Origin of the sequence: Mesorhizobium sp. M0145, assembly GCF_040322355.1 — a bacterium.
GTDB lineage: Bacteria > Pseudomonadota > Alphaproteobacteria > Rhizobiales > Rhizobiaceae > Mesorhizobium.
Genome location: NZ_JAMYTK010000001.1, coordinates 871,988 through 894,211, shown reverse-complemented (window position 1 = coordinate 894,211; position 22,224 = coordinate 871,988). Strand labels below are relative to the sequence as shown.

At 63.1% G+C, this 22,224-nt stretch carries 28 protein-coding genes; 15 read left to right on the top strand and 13 right to left on the bottom strand.

Annotated elements, in window-relative coordinates; genetic code table 11:
- Window positions 1-24: 24 nt before the first annotated feature.
- Window positions 25-1,509, bottom strand: coding sequence for a carboxypeptidase M32 (locus tag NKJ28_RS04535; RefSeq protein ID WP_352634229.1), 1,485 nt, complete (start codon window positions 1,507-1,509; stop codon window positions 25-27).
- A gap of 182 nt (window positions 1,510-1,691) precedes the next feature.
- On the opposite strand from NKJ28_RS04535, the gene NKJ28_RS04530 reads away from it, so the two are divergent.
- Window positions 1,692-2,042 carry a DUF1304 domain-containing protein gene (locus tag NKJ28_RS04530; protein ID WP_352634227.1) on the top strand — a complete coding sequence of 117 codons (351 nt, stop codon included), beginning with the start codon at window positions 1,692-1,694 and terminating at the stop codon, window positions 2,040-2,042.
- A 79-nt stretch (window positions 2,043-2,121) separates the two neighbouring features.
- Here NKJ28_RS04530 and NKJ28_RS04525 read toward each other — a convergent pair whose 3' ends face one another.
- From NKJ28_RS04525 to NKJ28_RS04495, 7 genes are all read right to left on the bottom strand, one after another.
- The gene (locus tag NKJ28_RS04525; protein WP_352634225.1) at window positions 2,122-2,520 is read right to left on the bottom strand and encodes a hypothetical protein; all 399 of its coding nucleotides are present in this window, start codon (window positions 2,518-2,520) and stop codon (window positions 2,122-2,124) included.
- Between the two features lie 280 nt (window positions 2,521-2,800).
- Window positions 2,801-3,832 (bottom strand): peptidoglycan -binding protein, encoded by a 1,032-nt coding sequence (locus NKJ28_RS04520; RefSeq protein ID WP_023678020.1) that lies wholly within the window; start codon window positions 3,830-3,832, stop codon window positions 2,801-2,803.
- A gap of 1 nt (window position 3,833) precedes the next feature.
- Window positions 3,834-4,859, bottom strand: a complete 1,026-nt coding sequence (locus NKJ28_RS04515; RefSeq protein ID WP_023678019.1) for a MotA/TolQ/ExbB proton channel family protein — start codon at window positions 4,857-4,859, stop codon at window positions 3,834-3,836.
- 115 nt (window positions 4,860-4,974) lie between these two features.
- Window positions 4,975-5,682, bottom strand: coding sequence for a PAQR family membrane homeostasis protein TrhA (gene trhA / locus NKJ28_RS04510; protein WP_023678018.1), 708 nt, complete (start codon window positions 5,680-5,682; stop codon window positions 4,975-4,977).
- Window positions 5,683-5,781: 99 nt separating this feature from the next.
- A complete protein-coding gene (locus tag NKJ28_RS04505) occupies window positions 5,782-6,582 on the bottom strand; it encodes an inositol monophosphatase family protein (RefSeq protein WP_352634223.1) in 801 nt (266 codons plus the stop codon).
- Between the two features lie 81 nt (window positions 6,583-6,663).
- A complete protein-coding gene (gene efp, locus NKJ28_RS04500) occupies window positions 6,664-7,230 on the bottom strand; it encodes an elongation factor P (RefSeq protein WP_023678016.1) in 567 nt (188 codons plus the stop codon).
- A 138-nt stretch (window positions 7,231-7,368) separates the two neighbouring features.
- Window positions 7,369-8,226 (bottom strand): LysR family transcriptional regulator, encoded by an 858-nt coding sequence (locus NKJ28_RS04495; protein ID WP_352634221.1) that lies wholly within the window; start codon window positions 8,224-8,226, stop codon window positions 7,369-7,371.
- A gap of 112 nt (window positions 8,227-8,338) precedes the next feature.
- Between NKJ28_RS04495 and NKJ28_RS04490 the strand changes: the two genes are divergently transcribed.
- Complete coding sequence (locus NKJ28_RS04490; protein ID WP_352634219.1) at window positions 8,339-9,355, top strand: zinc-dependent alcohol dehydrogenase family protein; 1,017 nt, start codon at window positions 8,339-8,341, stop codon at window positions 9,353-9,355.
- Between the two features lie 42 nt (window positions 9,356-9,397).
- Here the strand turns inward: NKJ28_RS04490 and NKJ28_RS04485 are convergent, their stop codons facing one another.
- The 3 genes from NKJ28_RS04485 to NKJ28_RS04475 all read right to left on the bottom strand — a co-directional run bounded on the left by NKJ28_RS04485 (window position 9,398) and on the right by NKJ28_RS04475 (window position 12,139).
- Window positions 9,398-10,429 (bottom strand): tetratricopeptide repeat protein, encoded by a 1,032-nt coding sequence (locus tag NKJ28_RS04485; RefSeq protein ID WP_023678013.1) that lies wholly within the window; start codon window positions 10,427-10,429, stop codon window positions 9,398-9,400.
- Window position 10,430: 1 nt separating this feature from the next.
- Window positions 10,431-11,078 (bottom strand): thiamine phosphate synthase, encoded by a 648-nt coding sequence (locus tag NKJ28_RS04480; RefSeq protein ID WP_352634217.1) that lies wholly within the window; start codon window positions 11,076-11,078, stop codon window positions 10,431-10,433.
- Window positions 11,079-11,254: 176 nt separating this feature from the next.
- Window positions 11,255-12,139 (bottom strand): DMT family transporter, encoded by an 885-nt coding sequence (locus NKJ28_RS04475; RefSeq protein ID WP_352634215.1) that lies wholly within the window; start codon window positions 12,137-12,139, stop codon window positions 11,255-11,257.
- A 132-nt stretch (window positions 12,140-12,271) separates the two neighbouring features.
- On the opposite strand from NKJ28_RS04475, the gene NKJ28_RS04470 reads away from it, so the two are divergent.
- On the top strand, window positions 12,272-12,721 hold the full coding sequence (locus tag NKJ28_RS04470; RefSeq protein ID WP_023678010.1) for an Lrp/AsnC family transcriptional regulator: 450 nt from the start codon (window positions 12,272-12,274) through the stop codon (window positions 12,719-12,721).
- 94 nt (window positions 12,722-12,815) lie between these two features.
- Window positions 12,816-13,586 carry a sulfite exporter TauE/SafE family protein gene (locus NKJ28_RS04465; protein WP_352634213.1) on the top strand — a complete coding sequence of 257 codons (771 nt, stop codon included), beginning with the start codon at window positions 12,816-12,818 and terminating at the stop codon, window positions 13,584-13,586.
- Between the two features lie 40 nt (window positions 13,587-13,626).
- On the opposite strand, the gene NKJ28_RS04460 is transcribed toward NKJ28_RS04465, so the two are convergent.
- On the bottom strand, window positions 13,627-14,178 hold the full coding sequence (locus NKJ28_RS04460) for a DUF2269 family protein (protein WP_352569591.1): 552 nt from the start codon (window positions 14,176-14,178) through the stop codon (window positions 13,627-13,629).
- 579 nt (window positions 14,179-14,757) lie between these two features.
- Between NKJ28_RS04460 and rcdA the strand changes: the two genes are divergently transcribed.
- Window positions 14,758-15,285, top strand: coding sequence for a protease adaptor protein RcdA (gene rcdA, locus NKJ28_RS04455; protein ID WP_352569592.1), 528 nt, complete (start codon window positions 14,758-14,760; stop codon window positions 15,283-15,285).
- A 38-nt stretch (window positions 15,286-15,323) separates the two neighbouring features.
- Here rcdA and NKJ28_RS04450 read toward each other — a convergent pair whose 3' ends face one another.
- Window positions 15,324-15,641: a winged helix-turn-helix transcriptional regulator gene (locus NKJ28_RS04450; protein ID WP_245274745.1), complete on the bottom strand. Its 318-nt coding sequence runs from the start codon at window positions 15,639-15,641 to the stop codon at window positions 15,324-15,326.
- Between the two features lie 192 nt (window positions 15,642-15,833).
- On the opposite strand from NKJ28_RS04450, the gene NKJ28_RS04445 reads away from it, so the two are divergent.
- From NKJ28_RS04445 to tolQ, 10 genes are all read left to right on the top strand, one after another.
- On the top strand, window positions 15,834-16,688 hold the full coding sequence (locus NKJ28_RS04445) for an SDR family oxidoreductase (protein ID WP_023678005.1): 855 nt from the start codon (window positions 15,834-15,836) through the stop codon (window positions 16,686-16,688).
- A gap of 265 nt (window positions 16,689-16,953) precedes the next feature.
- On the top strand, window positions 16,954-17,466 hold the full coding sequence (gene ruvC, locus NKJ28_RS04440; protein WP_352634210.1) for a crossover junction endodeoxyribonuclease RuvC: 513 nt from the start codon (window positions 16,954-16,956) through the stop codon (window positions 17,464-17,466).
- A gap of 56 nt (window positions 17,467-17,522) precedes the next feature.
- Window positions 17,523-17,792 (top strand): AbrB/MazE/SpoVT family DNA-binding domain-containing protein, encoded by a 270-nt coding sequence (locus tag NKJ28_RS04435; RefSeq protein WP_352634208.1) that lies wholly within the window; start codon window positions 17,523-17,525, stop codon window positions 17,790-17,792.
- Window positions 17,770-18,192, top strand: coding sequence for a type II toxin-antitoxin system VapC family toxin (locus tag NKJ28_RS04430; protein WP_023678002.1), 423 nt, complete (start codon window positions 17,770-17,772; stop codon window positions 18,190-18,192). Before NKJ28_RS04435 ends, NKJ28_RS04430 begins: the two co-directional genes overlap by 23 nt.
- A 13-nt stretch (window positions 18,193-18,205) precedes the next feature.
- Window positions 18,206-18,826: a Holliday junction branch migration protein RuvA gene (gene ruvA, locus NKJ28_RS04425; protein ID WP_352634206.1), complete on the top strand. Its 621-nt coding sequence runs from the start codon at window positions 18,206-18,208 to the stop codon at window positions 18,824-18,826.
- 67 nt (window positions 18,827-18,893) lie between these two features.
- Window positions 18,894-19,178, top strand: a complete 285-nt coding sequence (locus NKJ28_RS04420) for an AbrB/MazE/SpoVT family DNA-binding domain-containing protein (protein ID WP_352569593.1) — start codon at window positions 18,894-18,896, stop codon at window positions 19,176-19,178.
- Window positions 19,175-19,579, top strand: a complete 405-nt coding sequence (locus NKJ28_RS04415; protein ID WP_352634204.1) for a type II toxin-antitoxin system VapC family toxin — start codon at window positions 19,175-19,177, stop codon at window positions 19,577-19,579. The genes NKJ28_RS04420 and NKJ28_RS04415 overlap by 4 nt, the downstream gene beginning before the upstream one ends.
- Window positions 19,576-20,616 carry a Holliday junction branch migration DNA helicase RuvB gene (gene ruvB, locus NKJ28_RS04410; protein WP_352454896.1) on the top strand — a complete coding sequence of 347 codons (1,041 nt, stop codon included), beginning with the start codon at window positions 19,576-19,578 and terminating at the stop codon, window positions 20,614-20,616. Before NKJ28_RS04415 ends, ruvB begins: the two co-directional genes overlap by 4 nt.
- 128 nt (window positions 20,617-20,744) lie before the next feature.
- Complete coding sequence (gene ybgC / locus NKJ28_RS04405; protein WP_023677998.1) at window positions 20,745-21,215, top strand: tol-pal system-associated acyl-CoA thioesterase; 471 nt, start codon at window positions 20,745-20,747, stop codon at window positions 21,213-21,215.
- A gap of 296 nt (window positions 21,216-21,511) precedes the next feature.
- Complete coding sequence (tolQ, locus tag NKJ28_RS04400; protein WP_023677997.1) at window positions 21,512-22,222, top strand: protein TolQ; 711 nt, start codon at window positions 21,512-21,514, stop codon at window positions 22,220-22,222.
- Window positions 22,223-22,224: the final 2 nt, after the last annotated feature.

Here is a 22,224-nt window from a genome sequence, read left to right as displayed (position 1 = left end):
AGAACCTGGAATAGACGAAGCGGCTCAGTTCCCGTACCGCTTCTTCAGGTGATCGGTGAAATGCACGGAATCGAGCTTTTCGCCGGTAGCGCGTTCGAGCAGTTCCGGTGTCGACCAGCGCGAGCCTTGCGACCAGATCCTTTTGCGGCGCCAGTCGTTGATCGCGGCGAAATCTCCCTTGGCGAGGTCTTCGTCGGCTGAAGGATGATCCCTGGTCAGCGCCGCCCATTGCTGCGCCGCCATCATGGCGCCCAGCGTGTAGGAGGGGAAATAGCCGAAGGCGGCACCCGGCCAGTGGACGTCCTGCATCGGACCGTCAGCCGGATTGTCTGATGTCGACAGGCCGAGATAATCGCGCATCTTGGCATCCCAGGCTTCGGGCAGGTCGGCTGCTTCCAGCCGTCCCGAGACAAGCTCCTGCTCCAGCTCGTAGCGCAGGATGACGTGCAGCGGATAGGTGACCTCGTCGGCATCGACGCGGATCAGGCCGCGCTCGACCCGGTGTACATGCGGCAGGATGTCGTCGATCGTCCAGCTCTCGCCGAGGTGTCTTTCGACCACCGGCAGCGCCCAGCGCCAGAATTCTGGATTGCGGCCGATCTGCTTTTCGACGAACAGGCTCTGGCTTTCATGCACCGCCATGCCGCGCGCTCTGCCGAGCGGCCAGTGCGCCCACGCCTTCGGCAGGTTCTGCTCGTACAGCGCATGGCCGGTCTCGTGCAGCACGCCCATCAGCGCCGACAGGAAATCCGAGGTCTTGTAGCGGGTGGTGATGCGCACGTCGCTCGGCACGCCGCCGCAGAAGGGATGGTGCGAAACCGACAGCGAGCCGTGGGTGAGGTCGAAGCCGACTGCCGCCATCATGGCGAGGCCGAGCTCGCGCTGCTTGTCCAAGGAGTAGCTGCCGGAAAGCGGCTTCAGCGGATGTTTCGCCAGCCGCTCTTCCTGCACGGCCAGTGCCTCCGGCACGAAGCCTTTCAGGAAGGTCTTCAACTCGGCAAACACAGGCGTGATGTCGGCGGCGCGATTGCCCGGGTCATATTGCTCCATCAGCGCGTCGTAAGGCTCGAGCCCGAGCACCTCGGCGCGAAGGGCCGCCTCCTCGCGGACCAGCGCCACGACGCCTTCGAGCGCCGGTAGGAAACCCGCCCAGTCGTTCTTGGCGCGCAGGTCGCGCCAGAGCTGCTCGGAGCGCATGCGCGCGGTCGTCTGGCGCTCGACGAACTCGACCGGCAGGCAGGTCAGGTTGGTGTATTGCCGGCGGAATTCCCTGACCGCGGCCTGCTGCTCTTCGTTCAGCGCCTCCTGCTCGGCCGCCGCGATCCAGTCGGCAATCTCCGGCGCAGTCGCCCGGGCATGGTGCATGCCGGCAAGCGCCGACATTGCCTCTGCGCGCTTCTCGCCGCCGCCGACCGCCATATGGGTCGCCTCGTCGGCGCCGAGGATGGCGAGGGCGTGTTCCAGCGCTTCGAGCTTGTGGCCGAGGTCGTCGAGTTTTTGAAAGGACATTGTGGGTTCCGCTGATTTGACGGCGGGAAAAGATACCAATGCAAAACTGTTGGCAACCCCGAAGCCGTCCGCGATCGACGCATCGACTGCCAGCTGCAACGGCCGAAAAGCATCTTGTGGAAGCGGCGGCGTGCGTGATCAATGTCGTCTGGCGGCGGCAGACCGCGATGCGGAGACGAAACATGATCGCCAATGTGCTGGTCGGGCTGGTGGCCGTGATCCACCTCTGCATCGTCTATCTGGAGATGGTGCTGTGGGACACGCCGCGCGGCCAAATGGTATTCAGGCTGACGCCGGAATTCGCCAGTGCCTCGAAAGTACTTGCTGCCAATCAGGGGCTTTACAACGGCTTTCTCGCAGCCGGGCTGATCTGGGGGCTTTACTTCGGCGAAGCCGGTTTCCAGTTCAAAGTCTTCTTCCTGCTCTGCGTCGCCATCGCCGGCCTTTACGGCGCAGCGACGGCGGGCCGTAAAATCCTGTTCATCCAGACAGTGCCGGCAGTGCTGGCGCTGATTGCGCTGGCGTTGGGCTAGCGCATGATCCCTTAACCGAAAGCTGGAAAAGGATCATGCGCAAAATCAATTGCCACAGCGCCGGGCGCTGCGGCCGATTTCAGCCGCCTGGATAAGTTGGGCCATAGCCGTTGGGATAGTATCCGCCATCGGCGCCGTTGCCGATGAGGAAGGCACTGCCGGTGTCAGCGCGCAGCTTTTGGCTGACATCGTCGAGCTGCGCCAACAACTGCTGATATTGCGTGCTCGGCATCGTTCCATCGCGTGCGGCCCTCTGGGCGGCCCGATCGAGTTGAGCGACCTGCGTGCGCAAGTCACGTGCCTCGCCCGGCTCGAGCTTGTTCGCCCGGATGGCGCCCTGGATACCCGTCTCCACACTCTGGATCTGATTGATCAAGGCCGTCGCACGCGGGCCGGCGTGAGCGCCAGCAAACGGAACGGCGAGGAGAAGTGTGGCGAGCGTAGCAGTCCTGAGATTCGTGGGAGCGAAGAAGCGCATGGTTGCGTCTCCTTTACTGGGGAAGGCGGTGGTTGGGAGGGTCTTGCCTTCCGGCCGCGGGCCGTCAGGTTCCGTTGCGTCGCGATGAGCGGTTCCACCGCCGGCGGTTCTCGGCCCATGACCAAGGCTAAAAGGCCACGGCGGCAAAGTGTAATTAAAAAAAGGTAATTTTTTCAGCTCTTGCCGCTGCCGCACCAGTGCCCTAAATGCCGCCGACTTGAGCCGGCTCGACCTGGAGCCGGCTCGACCTGGCGCATGATACAAGCCAAAGGCTTGCAGATCACCGCTCGGTCAGCTTCAACTCGATGCGGCGGTTCTTGTTGCGCGCCTCTTCGGTATCGGCGGGGTCAAGCGGCTGGAATTCGCCGAAGCCGGCCGCGACCAGCCGGTTGGCCGGCACACCGTTCTCGATCAGGAACTTGACCACCGATGTCGAGCGCGCCGTCGACAATTCCCAATTGTCGCGGTAGCGGCCGGTACCGGAGAGCGGCTTGTTGTCGGTGTGGCCGTCGACGCGCAGCACCCAGTTGATCTCCGGCGGGATTTCCTTTTGCAATTCGATGATGGCATCGGCGAGCTTCTTCATCTCGACCTTGCCGGCATCGTTGATCACCTCGGAGCCGGTCGGGAAAAGCACTTCCGACTGGAAGACGAAGCGGTCGCCGACGATACGGATGTTCTCGCGGTCGGCGAGAATTTCACGCAAGCGGCCGAAGAAATCGGAGCGGTAGCGGTTTAGCTCCTGCACGCGTTGCGCCAGTGCGACGTTGAGGCGGCGGCCGAGATCGGCGATCTTGGTGTTGGATTCGCGGTCGCGCGTTTCGGACACGTCGAGCGCTTGTTCGAGCGCTGCGATCTGCCTGCGCAGCGCCGAAATCTGCTGGTTGAGGATCTCGACCTGGCTCAGCGCCTGCTGGCTGATCTGGCGCTGGCTGTCGAGCTCGCCGGAAAGTGCCGTCGCGCGCTGGTTGGCGGCATCGCCGGCACCGGCGCCTTGCGCCAGCAATTGCTCGAGCCGGCTCTTTTCCGCCTCCGACGCGGACAGCGACGCCTGCAAATTGGCAAGGGTGTCCTCCTTGTCCTGCGTCGTCGAGCGCTCCAGCGCCAGAAGCTGGGTCAACTCGTTGATCTGCGAGTTGAGGCGGTTGAGCACCGTGTCCTTGCCGGAGATCTCGCGGCCGAGCAGGAACTGCGCCAGCACGAAAACCGTGAGCAGGAACATGATCGCCAACAGCAGCGTCGACAGCGCATCGACGAAGCCCGGCCAGTAATCGATGCGGCGGTCGGAGCGCCGGCCTCGTGCCAACGCCACGTCAATGCACTCCAGGCTTCTTCAAGGCGTCGGCGATCTTCTCCAGGGTGTTGCGCATCGCCTTCTGCTCGTCGGACTGGGCCTCGACCCAGTCGCGCATGATCTGCTGCTCCGAGCGCATGTTCTTGACCAGGCCGGAAATGCCGTCGGCGAGATTGGCCATGGCGGTGGCGACGCGCGGATTGGAGCCGCCGCCATTCTCCTGCAGAGTGCGCAGCTTTTCCGACAACAGCCGGATTTCCTCGGAGGGTTCGGTCTTGGCCGCGTCGGCAACGACGATGTCGGAGGACAGGTCGGTGACCGAGGACAGCCAGTTTTCGAGTTCGGTATAGAAGCGCGTCTGGGCGCGGCCGGCCTGCAGGTCGAGGAAGCCGAGCACCAGCGAGCCGGAGAGGCCGAACAGCGAGGACGAGAAGGCGGTGCCCATGCCGGCCAACGGAGCGGAAAGCCCCTGCTTCAGGGATTCGAGCACGGCCGCGGCATCGCCGGTGCCGGGATCGAGCGACTCGATGGTTTCGCGGATCGAGCCGATCGTGTTGAGCAGGCCCCAGAAGGTGCCGAGCAGGCCGAGGAACACCAGCAGTCCGACAAGGTAGCGCGACGTGTCGCGGCTTTCGTCGAGCCGGGTGGCGATCGAATCCAGCATGGTGCGCATCGAACTGGTCGAGAAAGCAATCGTCGAGGAGCGGCCGATCATCGCCTTCATCGGCGCCAGCAACACCGGTTCGGTGGTTTCGGAACCGGCGCGGAACGAGTTGACCCAGCGCACCTCGCGGAACAGCCGGCCGACCTGGACGAAGGCCAGCAGGATGCCGACCGCCAGCACGCCGATGATCAGGCCGTTGAGGCCGGGATTGGTGACGAAGGCGGTCGAGATCTGGCGGGTCAGGATGGCGGCGATGAAGGCCACGATGAACAGAAAGATCACCATGGTCAGCAGAAACACCTGCGGGCTCGACAATTTGTGCGGGTCGTAGATCAGAACGTCGGAGCGCCTGCCCATGCCGAAGGATCTGAGAAGAGTCATCCGTGCCCCGTTTCCGATGCCGTCGCCGCCGATCAATTTGTGTTTGCGACTCTAAACGGAATTGTGACGAAATTGAATGGCGCTTGGCAATATTGCCACTGTCCGCGACCGGAGGTCAAAGCCGGTTGATGACCAGGCAGTCGACCATGGCGGCCAGATGCAGGCCGGCGCCGGTGACGACAAAGCCATGCCACAGCGCATTGTGGAAGCGCAGGCCCTTCCAGGCGAAGAAGATCACGCCACAGGAGTAAACGATGCCGCCGGCAACGATGAGCGCGATCGATGTCGCCGGCAGCGTCCGCACGAGCGGCTCCACCAGAACGATACCGCTCCAGCCGATGGCTAGGTAGAAGACGATCGCCAGCCGGTCGAAACGGCCGGGAAGAAAGACCTTGATGGCGATGCCGACCGCCGCGGCGGTCCAGACCAGGACGATCATGGAAACGGCGAGCGGCGAGCCGCCGAGCTGGGCCAGGAAAGGCGTGTAGGTGGCAGCGATCAGCAGATAGATCGCGGCATGGTCGAAGCGCCGCAATATCCATTTTGCCGGCGACGACACCGGCCAGACATTGTAGGCCAGCGAAACCGACAGCACGGTGAGCAGCGAGACTACATAGAAGGCGGCGGCGACGTATTCGCCGGGGCCGGTTCGATAGGCGGCCAGTGCCAGCAGCGTCGAGCCGGCAGCGATCGCCAGCACGATGCCCACGGCGTGGACAATGCCGTCGGCGATGATCTCGGCGCGCGAGTAATGCCAGCGCCCCATAAAGGGAATGTCGAGCTGGGAGAGTTCGCTCTGGGGTTGGGGCCGGCTGTTCGTCATCGATGATCCTGCGCCACCTTATCTGGGCGGCCGCGGGACAGTATTTCAAGCTTTGGTTGCGGTTTTGCGACTGCGGCGGTTCAGCGCGGCGTGCCTCTATCAGCCGGCTGAGAGTGGCCTTTTGACAGTCTTCAACAGCGCGCGCTGGATGAGTTCGTTGCCGGCGACCAGTGAACCGGCGTTCAGCACATCCTGTCCCCCGGCGAAATCGGAGACGAAACCGCCCGCCTCGCGGATCAGCAAAATGCCGGCGGCGACATCCCAGGCCGACAGGCCGGTTTCCCAGAACCCGTCCATGCGGCCGGCGGCGACGTAGGCGAGATCGAGCGAGGCGGAGCCGAGACGGCGGACGCCAGAGACCTCGGCCATGACATTGCGCAACTCGATGAGGAAATTGCCGTGCTGGCCACGCCCGAGATGCGGCATGCCGCAGCCGATCACCGCATCGACCAGCTTGGTGCGGCCGGCGACGCGCAGCCGGCGGTCGTTCATGAAAGCGCCGCCGCCGCGCTCGGCGGTATAGAGCTCATCCATCGCCGGATTGTAGACGACGCCGGCGACGATCTGGCCCTGGCGCTCCAGCGCGATCGAAACGGCAAAGAGCGGAATGCCGTGCAGGAAATTGGTGGTGCCGTCGAGCGGGTCGACGATCCAGCGGTGCTGGCCGTCGTCGCCCTCGATCACGCCGCGTTCCTCCATCAGGAAGGCGTAGCCGGGCCGCGCCTTGGAGAGTTCGGCAAAGACGATGTCTTCGGCCTTGCGGTCGGCCTGGCTGACATAGTCGCCCGGCCCCTTCATCGAGACCTGCAGGTTCTGCACTTCGCCGAAGTCACGCGACAGCGAGCGGCCGGCCTTCATTGCGGCCTGGACCATGACATTGAGGATCGCGGAACGCGCCATTGCTGTTCTTCCTGTCGCTGCGCCTATTTGCCTTGACGCATGATCTTATCCAAAAAGTCTGCAACTCTTTGGGATCACGCCTTAGTCGGCGCGGCGCACGTAAGTGATTTCGTTGGTATCGACGATGATGCGCTCGCCCGAGCCGATGAACGGCGGCACCAGCACGCGGATGCCGTTTTCGAGTATCGCCGGCTTGTAGGACGAGGCTGCCGTCTGGCCCCTCACCACCGGGTCGGCCTCGGTGATGGTCAGCGTCACCTGGTCGGGCAGCGAAATGCCGATCGGCCTTTCGTCATAGAGCTGGACCGTCACCATCATGCCGTCCTGCAGGAAGGCGGCGCGATCGCCGACGAACTCCTTTTGCAATTCGAGCTGCTCGTAGCTTTCGGTGTCCATGAACACCAGCGCGTCGCCCTGCTCGTAGAGGAAGGAAAAATCCTTCAGATCGAGCCGGATCTGCTCGACCGTCTCGGCCGAACGGAAGCGCTCGTTGAGCTTGGTGCCGTTGATCAGGTTCTTGAGTTCGACCTGGTTGTAGGCGCCGCCCTTGCCGGGTTTGACGGTGTTGGTCCTGACCGCCACCCAAAGGCCGCCATCGTGCTCGATGACGTTGCCGGGACGGATTTCGTTGCCATTGATCTTGGCCATGGTGAGGTGATCCGGAAATGAGATGATCGCCGCAAAGGGCAATTTGGCGCCTCCAAGACCACAAATCGCCAGCAGAGGCAAGGAGCGCCTTCCGATGAAGCGGGAACGAAGCTGGCCCGGCAGCGCGGCGTGGCGGCCTCAGTCCGCCCTGACAGTCGCGGTGACGGCCTCGGTCACTGCGTCGGCGACCTCTGTCAAAAGATGCAGGTGCGGCGAACGCAGGACGACAATTCGCAGCGACAGCTCGAGGCCGGGAGCGTCGACCAGGGCAATGCCCTCCGGCAGCTTTTCCCGCAGCAGCCGCGTGGGTAGCAGACCAAGGCCTTGGCCTCGACGAACCCAGTCGATCTGCAGCGCGCTGTCCTGAATCTCGGCGCCGACAGTCAATCTGTTCCCGCCCTCGGCAAGGGCAGCCGCCAGCCGCCGGCGCGCGTCGCAGGGTTCAGGGCTGAGGACCCAGGGCATGGTCTTGACGTCGGCTTGCCGGCTGGTGTTTTCGGCAGCGATGATGTCGAGGGGCTCGGTTCCGACAACGCCGTCTCCAGTTTTGGAATTGCTGCCGTCCAGGATGAAGGCGAGGTCGAGCTGTCCGCGCTTGTGCTGGTCGGCCAGCTCAAGACTCCAGCCGCTCTTCAGACGCAGCGAAACCTTCGGAAACCGCGCCACGGCATCAGCAATGGCGGCGGCCACGGCTTTGTCGCAAAGTCCATGCGCGAGGCCGAGCCGCAGCAGGCCCTCCGGCTCGTTGCCCTTGGCGAATGATCTCAGCGCGTCGACGGCGGCGAGAATTTCCTTGCCGCGTGCCAGCACCTCTACGCCGGCCGGGGTCAGTCGCGACGGCTTTAGCCGGCGGTCGAGCAATTCCGTGCCGAGCATCTCCTCCAGCCGCTGGATCTGGCGGGTGACGGCCGGCTGCGTCAATGGCAGGCGTTGCGCCACCTTCTGAATCGAACCCTCCTCGGCAAAGAGGGCCAGTGTTTTCAGTTCTTCAAGCACGACACACCCGAACATGTCAGAGAAGCATAATTATCATGAACATTATGAATTTGAAATCCGATGGATGGCAAGCGATTTTCTTCCGGCAGGACCCAGCTGGAAAGGAACGACGATGAAGGCGATCGAATTACAAAGCCCGGGCGGCCTCGAGAGCCTCAGAATGGTCGAGCGGCCGATGCCTGAGCCAGGGCGCCAGGAGATGATTGTGAAGGTCAAGGCGACGGCGCTGAACTACCGCGATGCCGAGATCGTTCGCGGCAGCTATCACACGAAGTTTGCATTGCCGCTGGTGCCGCTGTCGGACGGCGTCGGCGAAGTCGTTGCCATCGGCGCCGAGGTCAGCCGGTTCAAGATCGGCGACCGGGTCTGCGGCACGTTCTGGCAACGCTGGGTCGGCGGCAGTTTCGCCATGGCCGAGCCCTCCTATCAACGCGGCGGCCGAATCGACGGGCTGCTCAGCGAATTTGCCCGACTCGACGAACAGGCGGCGGTGCTGGCGCCGGCCAATCTGAGCGACCTCGAGGCGGCGACGCTGCCATGCGCCGGCGTGACGGCATGGCATGCGCTGTTTACGGAGGGCAGCGTCAAACCCGGCGACACCGTGCTTTGCCTCGGCACCGGCGGCGTTTCGCTGTTTGCGGTGCAGTTCGCCGCCGCTGCCGGGGCGCGCGTCATCGTGACGTCGAGCAGCGACGAGAAGCTTGCGCGGGCAAAGCAACTTGGCGCGCAGGATGGCGTGAACTATCGCAGCGTCCCCGATTGGGCATCGGCCGTGCTGGGATTGACGGATGGCCGCGGCGCCGACCATATCATCGAGGTTGGCGGACCGCAGAGTTTTGCACAATCGCTGAGGGCAGCGGCGCGCGGCGCCCAGATCAACGTCATCGGCTATCTCGGCGGCAGTGACGGCGCCATCAACCCGCTCGACATCTTCCGCCGGCAGGTCAGGGCGCGAGGCATACCGGTGGGCTCACGCGAATCCTTTGAAGAGATGAACCGAGCTATCGCCGTCAACCGGTTGAGGCCGGTGATCGACCGGGTCGTGCCATGGAGCCGGGCCGCCGAAGCCTTTCGGTACCTTGAACACGGCTCGCCTTTCGGCAAGGTCGTGCTCGATCATACACAATGAGCCCGCCTGACGAGCCCGGTGCGATGAGTCGCGAGACCGCGGTCAGGGCAGGCGGTTGGCCCGTTGCAGCGCCTGCTGCGTCTGCTCGTCGGTCAGGCCCTGCAGGAAATCGTCCATCTCTTGGTCGATGAGCCCGGCGCGGCGGGCGACAACATACCAGGCGCCGGCTAGGATCAGATCCGGATCGGTGCCGATGCCGTTCATGTAGAGCTTGGCGAGACGGTTCTGGGCGGCGACATTGCCGCCTTCTGCGGCCTGCTTCATCCAGTTGAAGCCGGATTTCAGGTCGCGGGCGCCGCCGCGCCCCTCGATCATCCAGGTGGCGAGATCGATCTGTGCGGTGTCGTAGTTCTGCCGCGCGGCCTGTGCCAGCAGGCCGCGGGCGCGGACGTCGTCGCGCGGCTTGCCGCCGGCGCCATTGGCGTAGACCTGTGCCATCGCATATTGTGCGTCGGCAAGCCCGGTCGCGGCAGCGCGCTCGTAATAGGATACGGCTTTGGCAATACCGGCATCGCCGGGCTCCTGTTCGACCATCAGCTGCGCAAAATTGAACTGCGCCAGGCGGTTGCCGGCCTCGGCTGCGGCCTGCATCAGCGCATAGGCCTCCTTCTCGTCCTTTTTGACGTAGCGGCCGTCGAGCAGCATCAGCGCATACTGGAATTGCGATTCCGGGACGCCCTGCTCGGCGGCAAGCGCATACCACTTCGCCGCCCCTGCCGCGTCGACCGGCACGCCGAGGCCGCGCGACAATATCTCGGCCACCAGCGTCTGTGCCGCCGGATCGCCGTTTTGAGCACGGGAGAGCGCAAGGTTGTAGGCCGTCTTGTAGAGTCCGCGCTGAAAGGCGCCGTAGGCAGCGTCGGACGGCTTTGCGCCGAAGCGGTCGGGGTTGATGGTATCGGCCGACGGCAACGGGGCGGTGGTGGCGGGCTGCGGCAATTGTGCGGCGATGGGCTTGTCGGCAGGTTCGCTGGAATCCGGCCTGGGCTGCGGCAGAGGAACGGGTTCCGCCGCAATCGCCTGCGTCACGGCCGTTGCAAGAAAGGCGCTGAAAAGGATTTTCCGCGAGAGCACGTCAGTCCTCGAAGCGCGGCGCGGTTTCGTCGAGCAGCGCGTTGGCGGCGGCGACCGCCATCTTCGGATCGACGCCGTCGGCGAAAACGGCGCTGGACAGCGCCACGAATTCAGCGCCGGTGGCGGCGACCGCTTCCACCGAGGCAAGATCCGATCCGGCCATGACGATGCAGGGGATATGGATGACGTCCGCCCACCATTGCCCGAGCGACAGGTTGCGGGGGTGCGGCTCAGGCTTGTTGTCGTAACCGAAACGGCCGAAGAAAATGTAATCAGGCCTGACCTCGCCGAGTTCCAGCGCATCGTCGCGGGTCTTGGCGCCGCCGGTGCCGACCATCATCCTGGCCTGGAAGTGTTCGATCGTTTCGGCGAGCTCGTCCTTGCCGACCTCGACATGGATGCCGTCGGCCTGGACACGGCCGGCGATGCGGGTGTCGCCGGCAATGATGGCGGCAATGCCGGCCGCTTGCGCCACCGGCACGATCTGTTCGGCAAAGGCCTGGAAAGAGGCCTCGTCCATACCGTTTTCCGGCAGAATGAGCGAGGCGACGTCACCGCCGTCGAAGGCCGCGGCGATGCGCTCGGCCGACACGTTCGGCGGCGCGATCAGCACGATGCGGCAGCGGTTGGGCGGCGTTGCGTCATTCATTGGTGTTCGATCCCGGTTATCGCCTATGCCGGGCGAAGATGGTTGCATTGCGGCATAGAGCAAAGTGCGGGGATTGAACAGGCGGCAGGGGGATCACGATTGCCGTCAATGATTCAATAGGGCTCGGCGCATGACTGCCGTTGGCCGAAATTCTCCTCGCCTGGTCGCTTGCGGCCCTACGCAGGCACCTTCGATTTCCACAGCGACCAGCCGAGATTCATGCCGGCGGCGGCGACCAGGATGGCGGCGGCGCCGGCGATCTGCGCCGGATGCAGCCGGTGGCCGAAGGCGACGACGTCGACGAGGATGGCGACGACTGGGTAGATGAAGGACAGCGATCCCTGCAGATGCGTCGGCAGCTTCTGGATGGCACCGTACATGAGGATGTACATCAGGCCGGTATGGACGATGCCGAGTGTCGCCAGCATGACCCAGCTCCGCGCATCGACGGGAAGGTGGGTGAGATTGGCGAAGGGTGCCAGCATGAGAACGCCGACGCAGACCTGGATCAGGGCGATCAGGTGCGGCGGCGTGCCTTTGAGCTTCTTGGTGACGATAGCCGCAACGGCCCAGAAGAAAGCCGCGGCCAGCGCCATCGCAATGCCGGCAAAGTAATCCGTACCATGATCGCCTGCATCGGGCGCGGCCTGCACGATCAGCAGCATGCCGGCGAAGGCGATGCCGAGCCAGGTCAGCTTGGTCACCGTCAGCCGTTCGGAGAAGAAGAGCGCGCCAAAACCCACCAGCATGAAGGGCTGCGTATTGTAGACAGCAGTGGCGATCGAGATCGACGCGCGAGAAAACGCGCTGAACAGCAACAGCCAGTTGATAACGATGGCAGCACCGCCGAGCGCCGCGATCGCGACAATGCGAAGCGACAGCCTGCCGCGCAGCAGCCCAAGCGCCGCGCAGATGATCAGCAGCGTTACCGCACCGAAAGCACAGCGCCAGAACACCACGTCCATGATGGGCTGGCCGGAAAGGACGACGAACCAGCCGATCGTGCCGAGGATCGCCATCGCCGCCGTCATTTCGATCGTGCCGCGTACCGTGTTGTCCATGGATGCTCCTGAAACCCGTTGAGATTTTATAATCCCACAGCGGATCGGGTCTTTCCATGACTTCTAGCTGGTGATATGCATGAAATACCTAATTAAATTAGGTAAGGATCGGCTTTTGCTTGGAATTGTAAAATGCTGGACGAGCTCGATAGAAAGCTCCTCGATATCCTGGTCAAGGATTCACGGACCTCGCTGAAGGAACTGGCGCTGCAGGTCGGGCTGTCGTCGCCAAGCGTTTCGGAGCGGCTTCGGCGGCTTGAGGATCGCGGCGTCATCCGCGCGTTCACTATCGACATCGATCCGCAGGCGCTCGGCTACGCCTTGCAGGCGATCGTTCGCATCCGGCCATTGCCGGGCAAGCTGCACATCGTCCAGAAGCTGATCGAGGAAATCCCGGAATTCGGCGAATGCGACAAGGTGACGGGCGATGACTGCTTCGTTGCCCGGCTGTTCGTCCGCTCGATCGGCGAGCTCGACGGGATTCTCGACCGCATCGCCGACAAGGCCGAAACCAGCACCGCCATCATCAAGGCGCAGCCGATCCGGAGACGCCCGCCGCCGCTCGACATGCCAAACATGTGACGGGTTTCGGTGGCGTGGCCCACATATTTGCGGTCGCGGTCTGGCCATTTCTGGTCTATTCCAGAGTTCAACTTTCCCTCCAGCGTCCTTTCCCATGACAGGCCTGCTCGTCGATCCCTGGTTCTATGCCGCGGCCATTCCGGCCGTCATCCTCGTCGGCCTGTCGAAAGGCGGCTTCGGCGGCGCCGTCGGCTTTGTCGGCGTGCCATTGATGGCGCTGACCATGCCGCCGGTTCAGGCTGCCGCAATTCTTCTGCCAATTCTGTGCCTGATGGACATTGTCTCGGTGTGGACGTGGTGGGGTATCTTCGACCGCAAGATGCTGGCCGACATGATGCCGGGTGCCGTGATCGGCATTGCCCTTGGCTGGCTGACGGCGGCACTTGTAACCGAAGAGATGGTGCGGCTGATCGTCGGCGCGGTTGCGTTGATCTTCGTGCTGCGCTGGCTCTATTTGCAACTTCGCCACGGTGCCGGCCACGCGGCGGAGCCCAACCGCGTCGCCGCCGGCTTCTGGGGTACTGTTGCCGGGTTCACCAGCTTCGTCGCCCATGTCGGCGGCCCGCCTTTTCAGGTCTATGCGCTGCCGATCAGGCTCGATCCGAAGGTGCTGTCGGGCACCGCGGCGATCTTCTTCGCCGTCACCAACGCGCTGAAGCTCATCCCTTATTTCGCGCTCGGCCAGTTCGACACCACCAATTTGACCGCGTCGGCGGTGCTGATGCCACTGGCGCCGCTGTCGACAATCGCCGGCGCCTGGCTGGTGCGGCGGATGCGGCCGGAGCTGTTCTATCCCTTCACCTATGCGACCGTGGCAGTCGTCGCGGTCAAGCTTCTGTGGGACGGCATCGCCGGCCTCCTGTAAGACGGCGGCCCCATTCGGCCGCCGCCGGATTCCTTACACCTCAGGCGGCACTCGGCAGCAGCTGCCGCGTCCTGCCAAGCGCCAGGGCAATGCCGGTTGCCAGTACGAGCGCCATGCAGCCCAGAATGGTGATGTCGTGCAGCGTCGGCTTCAGCACCATGTCCGCGATGATCACCAGCATCACCGAATAGTCGAAGCGCGCGGCGCTGAGGACGCGCTGGCCCTGGGCAAGCACTGCCGGCGTCACGCCCTCCTTGGCGATCATGCCTGCCATGCGGTCGGCAGTCGGCTTGAAGATGAACATGCCGATGCAGAAGGTCGTCGCATAACCGGCAAGGCCGATCAGCACCCACAGATCGGAAAAGCCGATCCAGAAGCCGCACATGATGAGCCCGAAGAGCAATGTCAGCATCGACATCGGCGCGAAGAACCGGTTGCCGAGCTCGCCGGTAGCGCGCATCGCCTGCAGCATGCCTTCGACGTTTCCAGCGCGGTCGGCGCGTACCGCGAGCAGCATCAGCGTGAAGCCGCCGCCGACCCAGAGGATCGCCGAGACGATGTGCAGAAATTTAACGGCCGAGTACCAGTCCATTATTCGCTCCTTGAGAGATTTGATGATTTGCCGGAGCGCAAGGTTTGCTCCGCCTCGTTGCGAGGAGCGGGCGTTTACCGCGGCGCCTGTTTCGGAACGATGTCGCGCGGCGAGCGGATCTGTTTCGGTATGTCGGTCACGACCTGGAGGAAACATGGCGCAAGCGCGTCGCCCCGACTTTCCAGCCGGTGGTGAGAACGGCAGCTTAGCCAGTCAGCTGTGCTGTTACGGCACAGATGCTGGGCGCTTGATCAAAAAATATGCCCCGCGTTAAGGGTTCGTTAAGCTTTACAGGCGTTTACTATGTCCATCCAGTGATCTGGATTCTTACCGAGTGGTTGGAGCCACTTTGTTTGACGCCTCCCTGTTAAACTCCTGAGAGCCGCCTTATCCGCGGCTCTTTTTTTGTCCGCCGGCATGGGCGTCCTCCGGCTAAATGCGGCCGTTAACCGTTTGTTAAACATGTGCTTGCCTTCGCTGGCAGCGAAGCGCATTTTCAAGCTTCAGTCGTTTAGGCTGCCGGATATGGCAGCCAAGAGCCGAATCGGCCGGCTGTCAGGCAAGTGCAGGGGCGTAGCGATGAACGAGCCTTCGAAGGCGAGCGCGAAAACCATCAAGCTGGCGGAGCGCCGGGTTTTCTCCCAATCCTTCAAGCCGCTCTATCAGGAAGGCATGGGCCTGGTCGAGCAGGCGGCCGAATATCTCGACGGCAAGGGCCGCGCCGAGGCCAAGAAGCTGTCGAGGCTGGCGGCGACGCTTTATGCGGCCGAATCGATGCGGCTGACCACCAGGCTGATGCAGGTCGCCTCGTGGCTGCTTTTGCAGCGGGCGGCGAATTCCGGCGAGATGACCCGCGATCAGGTGGCCTCAGAAAAATCCAAGGTGCGTCTCGACACCGCCTCCGCGCATGAGGAGGCGCCCGGCTGGGCCGAGCTGCCGAAGGATTTCATCGACCTCGTCAACCGTTCGCTGCGGCTGCAGGCGTTGGTGCGCCGGATGGACGAGGAGATCTATGGCGGCCTCGCCGAGGTGCCGCCGTCGAGCCGTCGCGTCAATCCGGTCTCAGACCAGATCACGCTGCTAAACACGGCTTTCGCCCGCGGCTGAGAGAACGTTTCATAATTCTACTCCGGCGACCATCTAGACTAACCGCGAAGGGATGGGCTCGCGATCATCAGGCGAGGAGAATCACGCAGCAGCAGGCGCGATCCGACCTCCACGATAGACCTGATCGCTGGGAGCAGCTCCTGCCCCAATGACGTCAGCTCATACTCCACGGTCGGCGGCGATGTCGGCATCACGTGGCGTGCGAGGACGCCGCGCTCCTCGAGATCGCGCAACCTGCCGGTCAGCACCTTCGCCGAAATGGCTGGGATATCGCGGCGCAATTCGGAGAACCGGCGCGGGCCGTCGCTCAAGGACCAGAGCACCTCGGGTGTCCAGCACCCGCCAAGCAGCGCCATGCACCTCGACATTGGGCAGCCGGGAAGCGCCTTCACCTTCGTTCGCATCCTGAGGACCATCGCGCATCTTCCATGGGAGTTTCCAGTTGGTTACCGGAAAATGATGGTAACTACAAGATACGTGGTTTCCGATGGTAACGAGAGCCGCTATCTGAGGCTCTCAATCCATCCAACCACGAAATGGACAGAACGATGTACGCAATAACTGGAGCAACAGGACAGCTTGGCCGTCTCGTGATCGACGCACTGCTGAAGACAGTTCCGGCCAGCCGGATCGTTGCGGCGGTTCGTGATCCGGCAAAGGCCAGCGATCTTGTCCAACGCGGCGTAGTCGTGCGGGAGGCGGACTATAATCGTCCCGACACGCTCCCGATGGCGCTGGCCGGCGTCGATAGACTGCTGCTGATTTCCTCGACCGAAGTCAGCGGCCGCTTGCCGCAGCATCGGTCAGTGATCAAGGCCGCCCAACGGGTGGGGGTTTCGCTGATCGCTTACACAAGCATGCTGCATGCGGACACGTCTCCCGCGAGGCTCGCGGTCGAACATCGGCAGACGGAGGAGGTCATCGCGGCCTCCGGCCTACCCGCCGTCATCCTGCGCAACGGCTGGTACACCGAGAACCATCTGATGGCACTCCCGGCGGCTCTGGAGCACGGCGCCTTCATCGGCGCAGCAAATGAGGGGCGCTTCTCGTCCGCGGCGCGGCAGGATTATGCCGAGGCCGCGGCCGTGGTGCTGACGAGCGAGGATCAAGCAGGGAGGACTTACGAGCTCGCCGCGGACCAAGCCTTCACGCTCGCCGAGCTTGCGGCGAAGGTCTCGCGGCAATCGGGCAAGGCGATCGCCTACAACGATCTTGCCGGGGCGGCCTATGAGGGTGTGTTGACAGGCGCCGGGCTGCCCGCCGATCTCGCCGCTATCCTGGCCGATGCCGACATTGCAGCCTCACGCGGAGCGTTGTTCGATGACGGCGGCGCCATGAGCCGGCTGATCGGTCGACCGACAACGCCACTGGAGAGCGTCGTTGCGGCAGCATTGCGCGGCTGAAACCGAGATGGCTGTCACATCCGCCAAAGGATCAGAGGACCGTCTGTCGCTCGCGCCAACAGTTATTCAAACGACTAGACCAGCGCAGCCTTCTGCGCTTCCGGTGCTCGCGTACTTATGTACGCTCCGCTCCGGTTCTCGAAAACCACGCTATCTGTCTCGCCAGAGCGAATTCTCAAACATTCTCTAAACCAGACTCGGCTTGCTGTTTCTGGTTTGTTCACATTTCGCTGGCATCGCTGCTCGCCGGGGTTAAAGTTGACGGATGGGGGAAGCGATTCGCATCATCGGCATCGATCCAGGGCTGAGGCGCACCGGCTGGGGCATAGTCGAAAGCCTCGGCAATTCGCTGCGCTTCGTCGCTTCCGGCACGGTGCGGTCCGACGACAAGGCCGCCCTGGCGCTGCGTCTTTGCCAATTGCATGACGGGCTCGCCGAGATCCTGCATGCCGCGATGCCGCACGAGGCGGCGGTCGAGCAAACTTTCGTCAACAAGGACGCCGCAGCGACGCTCAAACTCGGCCAGGCACGCGGCATCGCCATGCTGGTGCCGGCGCGTGCCGGCCTTGTCGTTGCCGAATATGCGCCAAACGCTGTCAAGAAGGCGGTGATCGGCGTCGGCCATGGCGACAAGAAACAGATCCACATGATGGTCAAGGTGCTGATGCCGAAGGCGACTTTCGACACCGACGACGCCGCCGATGCGCTGGCCATCGCCATCTGTCACGCGCATCACCGGCAGAGCATCGCCTACAGGATGGCGGCGCTGGCCGGATAAGTATGTTCTTGACTTGTTCTCCAGTGGGCAATAAGTAATACCAACGAGGTATTACCATGCGCGTTACCACCAAGGGCCAAGTGACCATCCCGAAGGAAATACGGGATCATCTGGGTATCGGCCCGGGCTCGGAGGTGGAGTTCGTCCCCACCGAGGACGGGGCTCGTGTCATAGCCGTCGACGAAAACATGTCGGAGGAGGAAGCCTCGCGCAGATTCAGCCAGATGCTCGATGGTATGGCCGGTACGCTGGATCTGGGAGGCTTGACGGCGGATGAATATGTGGAATGGCTGAGGGGCCCACGTGAAGATCTCGACATTGATTGACACAAATGTCTTGATCGACGTTTGGGGTCCTGCCGGACGGGAGACGAAATGGTCGGCATCCGCGATTACCGCATGCCGGCGCGACGGCGCACTCGTAATCAATGCAATCGTCTGGTCCGAGCTCGCGCCGTTGATTGCGACCGAACAGGCTCTTCGTCAAGCAGCCGACATGCTCAAGATGGATCGCGAATTTCTGCCGTGGGAAGCAGCCTTCCTCGCTGGTGTCACGCACTCGCGCTATCGCCGCGCCGGCGGCATTCGCGAACGAACCTTGCCGGATTTTTTTATTGGAGCCCATGCGGTTGTCGCTGGGCATCGCCTGCTGACGCGCAATGCTGCGCGCTATCGCGGCTATTTCCCGGACCTCGATATCATCTCTCCGGAAACCCACCCGGCATGATCGGCACGCTCAAATGATCGGCAAGCTAAAAGGCACGCTGGATGAGATCGACGAGGATTTCTGCATCGTCGACGTGCATGGCGTCGGCTATGTCGCCTACTGCTCGGCGCGCACGCTGGCGGCATTGCCGCGGCCGGGCGAGGCGGTCGTGCTGTTCATCGAGACCTATGTGCGCGAGGACATGCTGCGGCTCTATGGGTTCCAGTCGGTGCTGGAGCGCGAATGGTTCCGGCTGTTGATGAACAATGTGCAAGGCGTCGGCGCCAAGGTGGCGCTGGCCATCCTGTCGACGCTGGCGCCGGCCGATCTCGCCAATGCGATTGCGTTGCGCGATATCGCCATGGTCAGCCGTGCGCCGGGCGTCGGCAAGAAGGTGGCGGAGCGCATCGTCACCGAATTGAAGAACAAGGCGCCGGCCTATGCGGGCACTGCCTCGGGCACCATCAGCCTGAAGCAGGAGCTCGGCGAGGGCGTCGCCTCGGCGCCGATCACCGACGCCGTCTCGGCGCTGGTCAATCTCGGCTATTCGCGCGACACCGCCGCCAATGCGGTGGCGGCGGCGCTGAGGACGGCAGGCGAAGAGGCGGACGCGTCGAAGCTGATCCGCTTCGGGCTGAAGGAGCTGGCACGCTGAGACGTTGCTGGAAAGTGAAATTCCAACTACTATCTGATCGGTAAGAATTTTTTGCAGGAGTAAGAATATGGGCGCATATGCCAGTCTGACCTCCAAGGGACAGCTCACGATTCCAAAGGACGTCCGCGACGCCTTGTCGCTCAAGACGGGCGACACGATCGCCTGGACGGTGATGGATGGCTATTTGGTCGGGACGCCGCGCAATCTCGACTTCGCCGACCTAGCCGGATTTCTCGGCGATCCACCCGGCGGTCCCGCTTCCCTGGAAGAGATCGATGCGGCTGTGAGGGAGGCCGTAGGCCAGCACGTTGTTGGTGACAAGCCACAGGGCGGAAAAGAGGGCGACGCGTGACGTCGATAGGTATCGATACTAACGTTCTGCTTCGAATGGTGCTGAACGATGATGCCGAGCAACAGGCCAAGGCTCTCGCCTTCGGTAAGAGCCTCAGCGGCGACAAGCTCGGCTTTGTGAGTTTGATTGTGCTGGTGGAATTCAGTTGGTCACTGCTTTCGCGTTACCGGCAGCCAAAGGAGCAGATACTGGCCGCGATCCAGAGATTGCTCAAGATCAAGACGCTGGTGTTTGAGGATTTCGATGCCATCGTGATCGCGCTCGAACGATCGAATTCGAGCCAGGTCGACTTTGCTAATGCGCTGATAGCCGAGCACAATCGAAATTTCGGTTGCTCGCATACGGTCACGTTCGACCAGCGGACTGCAAGGTCCATTACCGGTATGGAACTGCTCGCATGAGCCTTTCGCCACGCCTCATTGCTCCCGACAGACGCGGCGAGGACGCCGAGCAGACCTTGCGGCCGCAGACGCTTGGCGACTTTGTCGGCCAGGCGGCGGTGCGGGCCAATCTCAAAGTCTTCATCGAAGCCGCTAAGGGGCGCAGCGAAGCGCTCGACCATGTGCTGTTCGTTGGCCCGCCTGGCCTCGGCAAAACGACGCTGGCGCAGATCATGGCGCGCGAGCTTGGCGTCAATTTCCGCTCGACCTCGGGTCCGGTCATCGCCAAGGCCGGTGATCTCGCGGCGCTGCTCACCAACCTCGAAGACCGCGACGTGCTGTTCATCGACGAGATCCACCGGCTCAACCCGGCGGTCGAGGAAATCCTCTATCCGGCGATGGAGGATTTCCAGCTCGACCTGATCATCGGCGAGGGGCCGGCGGCGCGCTCGGTCAAGATCGACCTTGCCCGCTTCACGCTTGTCGCCGCCACCACCCGGCTCGGCCTGTTGACCAACCCGCTGCGCGACCGGTTCGGCATTCCGGTGCGGCTCAATTTCTACTCGGTCGAGGAACTCGAGCAGATCGTGCGGCGCGGCGCCCGCATCCTTGCCATGCCGCTCGGCGACGACGGTGCTTTGGAGATCGCCCGGCGGGCGCGCGGCACGCCGCGCATCGCCGGCCGACTGTTGCGCCGGGTGCGCGACTTCGCCAGCGTAGCCGGCGACGGCCATGTCGACCGCAAGATCGCCGATGAGGCGCTGACGCGGCTGGAGGTCGACGGGCTCGGCCTCGACGCGCTCGACCGCCGTTATCTGTCGATGATCGCCCGGAATTTCGGCGGCGGGCCGGTCGGCATCGAGACCATCGCGGCCGGGCTTTCCGAGCCACGCGATGCCATCGAGGACATCATCGAGCCCTTTCTGATCCAGCAAGGCTTCATCATGCGCACCCCGCGCGGCCGCGTGCTGGCGGCCAATGCCTGGCGGCATCTCGGCCTCGACGCGCCGAAGGACCTGGCGCAGCAGCAGATCAGCCTGTTCCAGGAAGAGCCGTAAGTTCCGCTGCTTATGGCTTCGGTGCTGGCAGTTCCCCGGCCCAGCCCTCCAGGTCTTGATCATCGCCGGTCTATGCGCAAAACAGGTGTTGCTTGAAACAGGGCCTGTCGGGCCAAAAGGACAGCGCAATGGACGATCACGGTGAATCGGCATTGTCCGCCGGACTTTCCGGCGCGCTGACGGAATTCGGCCATCGACTGATGGCGCGGGTCTATTATGCAGACACCGATTTTTCCGGCGTCGTCTACCACGCGCGCTATCTCGAATTCTTCGAGCGCGGCCGTTCCGACTATCTGCGGCTGGCCGGCGTCCACCACACCGAGCTTGCCGACGGCAAGCATGGCGAGAAAATAGTCTGGGTGGTGCGGCGCATGGAGATCGACTTCCGCGGTTCGGCCCGCATGGACGACATCCTGACCATCGATACGCGCACCGACGAGATTTCCGGCGCCCGCATCGTCATGGCGCAACAGTTGAAGCGCGGCAGCGAAGTGCTGGTCGAGGCGCGTGTCGAAGCGGCGATCGTCGGCGAGAACGGGCGGCCGCGGCGCTTTCCCAAGGACTGGATCGCAGCCTTCATGCCCAGAACGCGCAAATAAAGGTTCAGAGGCGGACGATCCCGGAGCTCCCGGTCCAGGCCAGAATCGCGAGGCGGCCTATCAGGGCGCGGCAATGCGCCGCGCTGTACGTCCTAACCCATCCTTAACCATAACGGTCCATGAAGGGATTGGTTAAGATTGGGAGAATCCAAGCGCCTTCCTTTCACCAATATTTGCCCCGAAAAGGCCGCCAACGGTGCATTTGGGGTTATTCCGCAAGCCTAACGCGAACGGACCACAAGGGATGCCCATGGGCCAGCCGCCAGCCACGCCCGGAAAATCTTTAAGGACGTAACATGGAAAACATCGCTCTCGCCGAACCGGGCGCGCATTTATCGATTTGGGCCTTGTTCATGCAGGCCGGTTGGGTGGTCAAGCTGGTCATGATCGGGCTGCTTGGTGCCTCGATCTGGACCTGGGCGATCATCGTCGACAAGCTCGTCGCCTATGCCCGCATGCGGCTGGCGCTCAACCGCTTCGAACAGGTGTTCTGGTCGGGACAGTCGCTGGAAGAACTTTACCGCACGCTCGCCGACCGCAAGACGACCGGCATGAGCGCGATCTTCGTCGCCGCCATGCGCGAATGGAAGAAAAGCTTCGAGAAGGGCGCGAAATCGCCGCTCGGCCTGCAGACCCGCATCGACAAGGCGATGGATCTGGCGCTGACCCGTGAAATGGAAAAGCTTGAAGGGCGGCTCGGCTTTCTCGCCACCACCGGCTCGGCGGCGCCCTTCATCGGCCTGTTCGGCACGGTTATCGGCATCATGACCTCGTTCCAGGCGATCGCCGCCTCGAAGAACACCAGCCTCTCGGTGGTCGCGCCCGGCATCGCCGAGGCGCTGCTGGCGACGGCCATCGGCCTGCTCGCCGCCATCCCAGCCGTCATCGCCTACAACAAGCTGTCGTCCGACGCGAGCAAGATCGCGGTGCGCATGGAAGGGTTCGCGGATGAGTTCTCCGCCATACTCTCGCGCCAAATCGATGAAAAAGTCGCGCAGAAGGCCTGAGG

Coding starts and splice junctions, on each gene's coding strand:
- efp (WP_023678016.1), bottom strand. CDS start 7,230: ATGGCCAAGATCAATGGCAACGAAATCCGTCCCGGCAACGTCATCGAG.
- NKJ28_RS04530 (WP_352634227.1), top strand. CDS start 1,692: ATGATCGCCAATGTGCTGGTCGGGCTGGTGGCCGTGATCCACCTCTGC.
- NKJ28_RS04535 (WP_352634229.1), bottom strand. CDS start 1,509: ATGTCCTTTCAAAAACTCGACGACCTCGGCCACAAGCTCGAAGCGCTG.
- NKJ28_RS04435 (WP_352634208.1), top strand. CDS start 17,523: ATGCGCGTTACCACCAAGGGCCAAGTGACCATCCCGAAGGAAATACGG.
- ruvA (WP_352634206.1), top strand. CDS start 18,206: ATGATCGGCAAGCTAAAAGGCACGCTGGATGAGATCGACGAGGATTTC.
- ybgC (WP_023677998.1), top strand. CDS start 20,745: ATGGACGATCACGGTGAATCGGCATTGTCCGCCGGACTTTCCGGCGCG.
- trhA (WP_023678018.1), bottom strand. CDS start 5,682: ATGACGAACAGCCGGCCCCAACCCCAGAGCGAACTCTCCCAGCTCGAC.
- NKJ28_RS04480 (WP_352634217.1), bottom strand. CDS start 11,078: ATGAATGACGCAACGCCGCCCAACCGCTGCCGCATCGTGCTGATCGCG.
- NKJ28_RS04505 (WP_352634223.1), bottom strand. CDS start 6,582: ATGGCGCGTTCCGCGATCCTCAATGTCATGGTCCAGGCCGCAATGAAG.
- tolQ (WP_023677997.1), top strand. CDS start 21,512: ATGGAAAACATCGCTCTCGCCGAACCGGGCGCGCATTTATCGATTTGG.
- NKJ28_RS04475 (WP_352634215.1), bottom strand. CDS start 12,139: ATGGACAACACGGTACGCGGCACGATCGAAATGACGGCGGCGATGGCG.
- NKJ28_RS04490 (WP_352634219.1), top strand. CDS start 8,339: ATGAAGGCGATCGAATTACAAAGCCCGGGCGGCCTCGAGAGCCTCAGA.
- ruvB (WP_352454896.1), top strand. CDS start 19,576: ATGAGCCTTTCGCCACGCCTCATTGCTCCCGACAGACGCGGCGAGGAC.
- ruvC (WP_352634210.1), top strand. CDS start 16,954: ATGGGGGAAGCGATTCGCATCATCGGCATCGATCCAGGGCTGAGGCGC.
- NKJ28_RS04450 (WP_245274745.1), bottom strand. CDS start 15,641: ATGGCGCTGCTTGGCGGGTGCTGGACACCCGAGGTGCTCTGGTCCTTG.
- NKJ28_RS04445 (WP_023678005.1), top strand. CDS start 15,834: ATGTACGCAATAACTGGAGCAACAGGACAGCTTGGCCGTCTCGTGATC.
- NKJ28_RS04470 (WP_023678010.1), top strand. CDS start 12,272: ATGCTGGACGAGCTCGATAGAAAGCTCCTCGATATCCTGGTCAAGGAT.
- NKJ28_RS04525 (WP_352634225.1), bottom strand. CDS start 2,520: ATGCGCTTCTTCGCTCCCACGAATCTCAGGACTGCTACGCTCGCCACA.
- rcdA (WP_352569592.1), top strand. CDS start 14,758: ATGAACGAGCCTTCGAAGGCGAGCGCGAAAACCATCAAGCTGGCGGAG.
- NKJ28_RS04515 (WP_023678019.1), bottom strand. CDS start 4,859: ATGACTCTTCTCAGATCCTTCGGCATGGGCAGGCGCTCCGACGTTCTG.
- NKJ28_RS04420 (WP_352569593.1), top strand. CDS start 18,894: ATGGGCGCATATGCCAGTCTGACCTCCAAGGGACAGCTCACGATTCCA.
- NKJ28_RS04465 (WP_352634213.1), top strand. CDS start 12,816: ATGACAGGCCTGCTCGTCGATCCCTGGTTCTATGCCGCGGCCATTCCG.
- NKJ28_RS04460 (WP_352569591.1), bottom strand. CDS start 14,178: ATGGACTGGTACTCGGCCGTTAAATTTCTGCACATCGTCTCGGCGATC.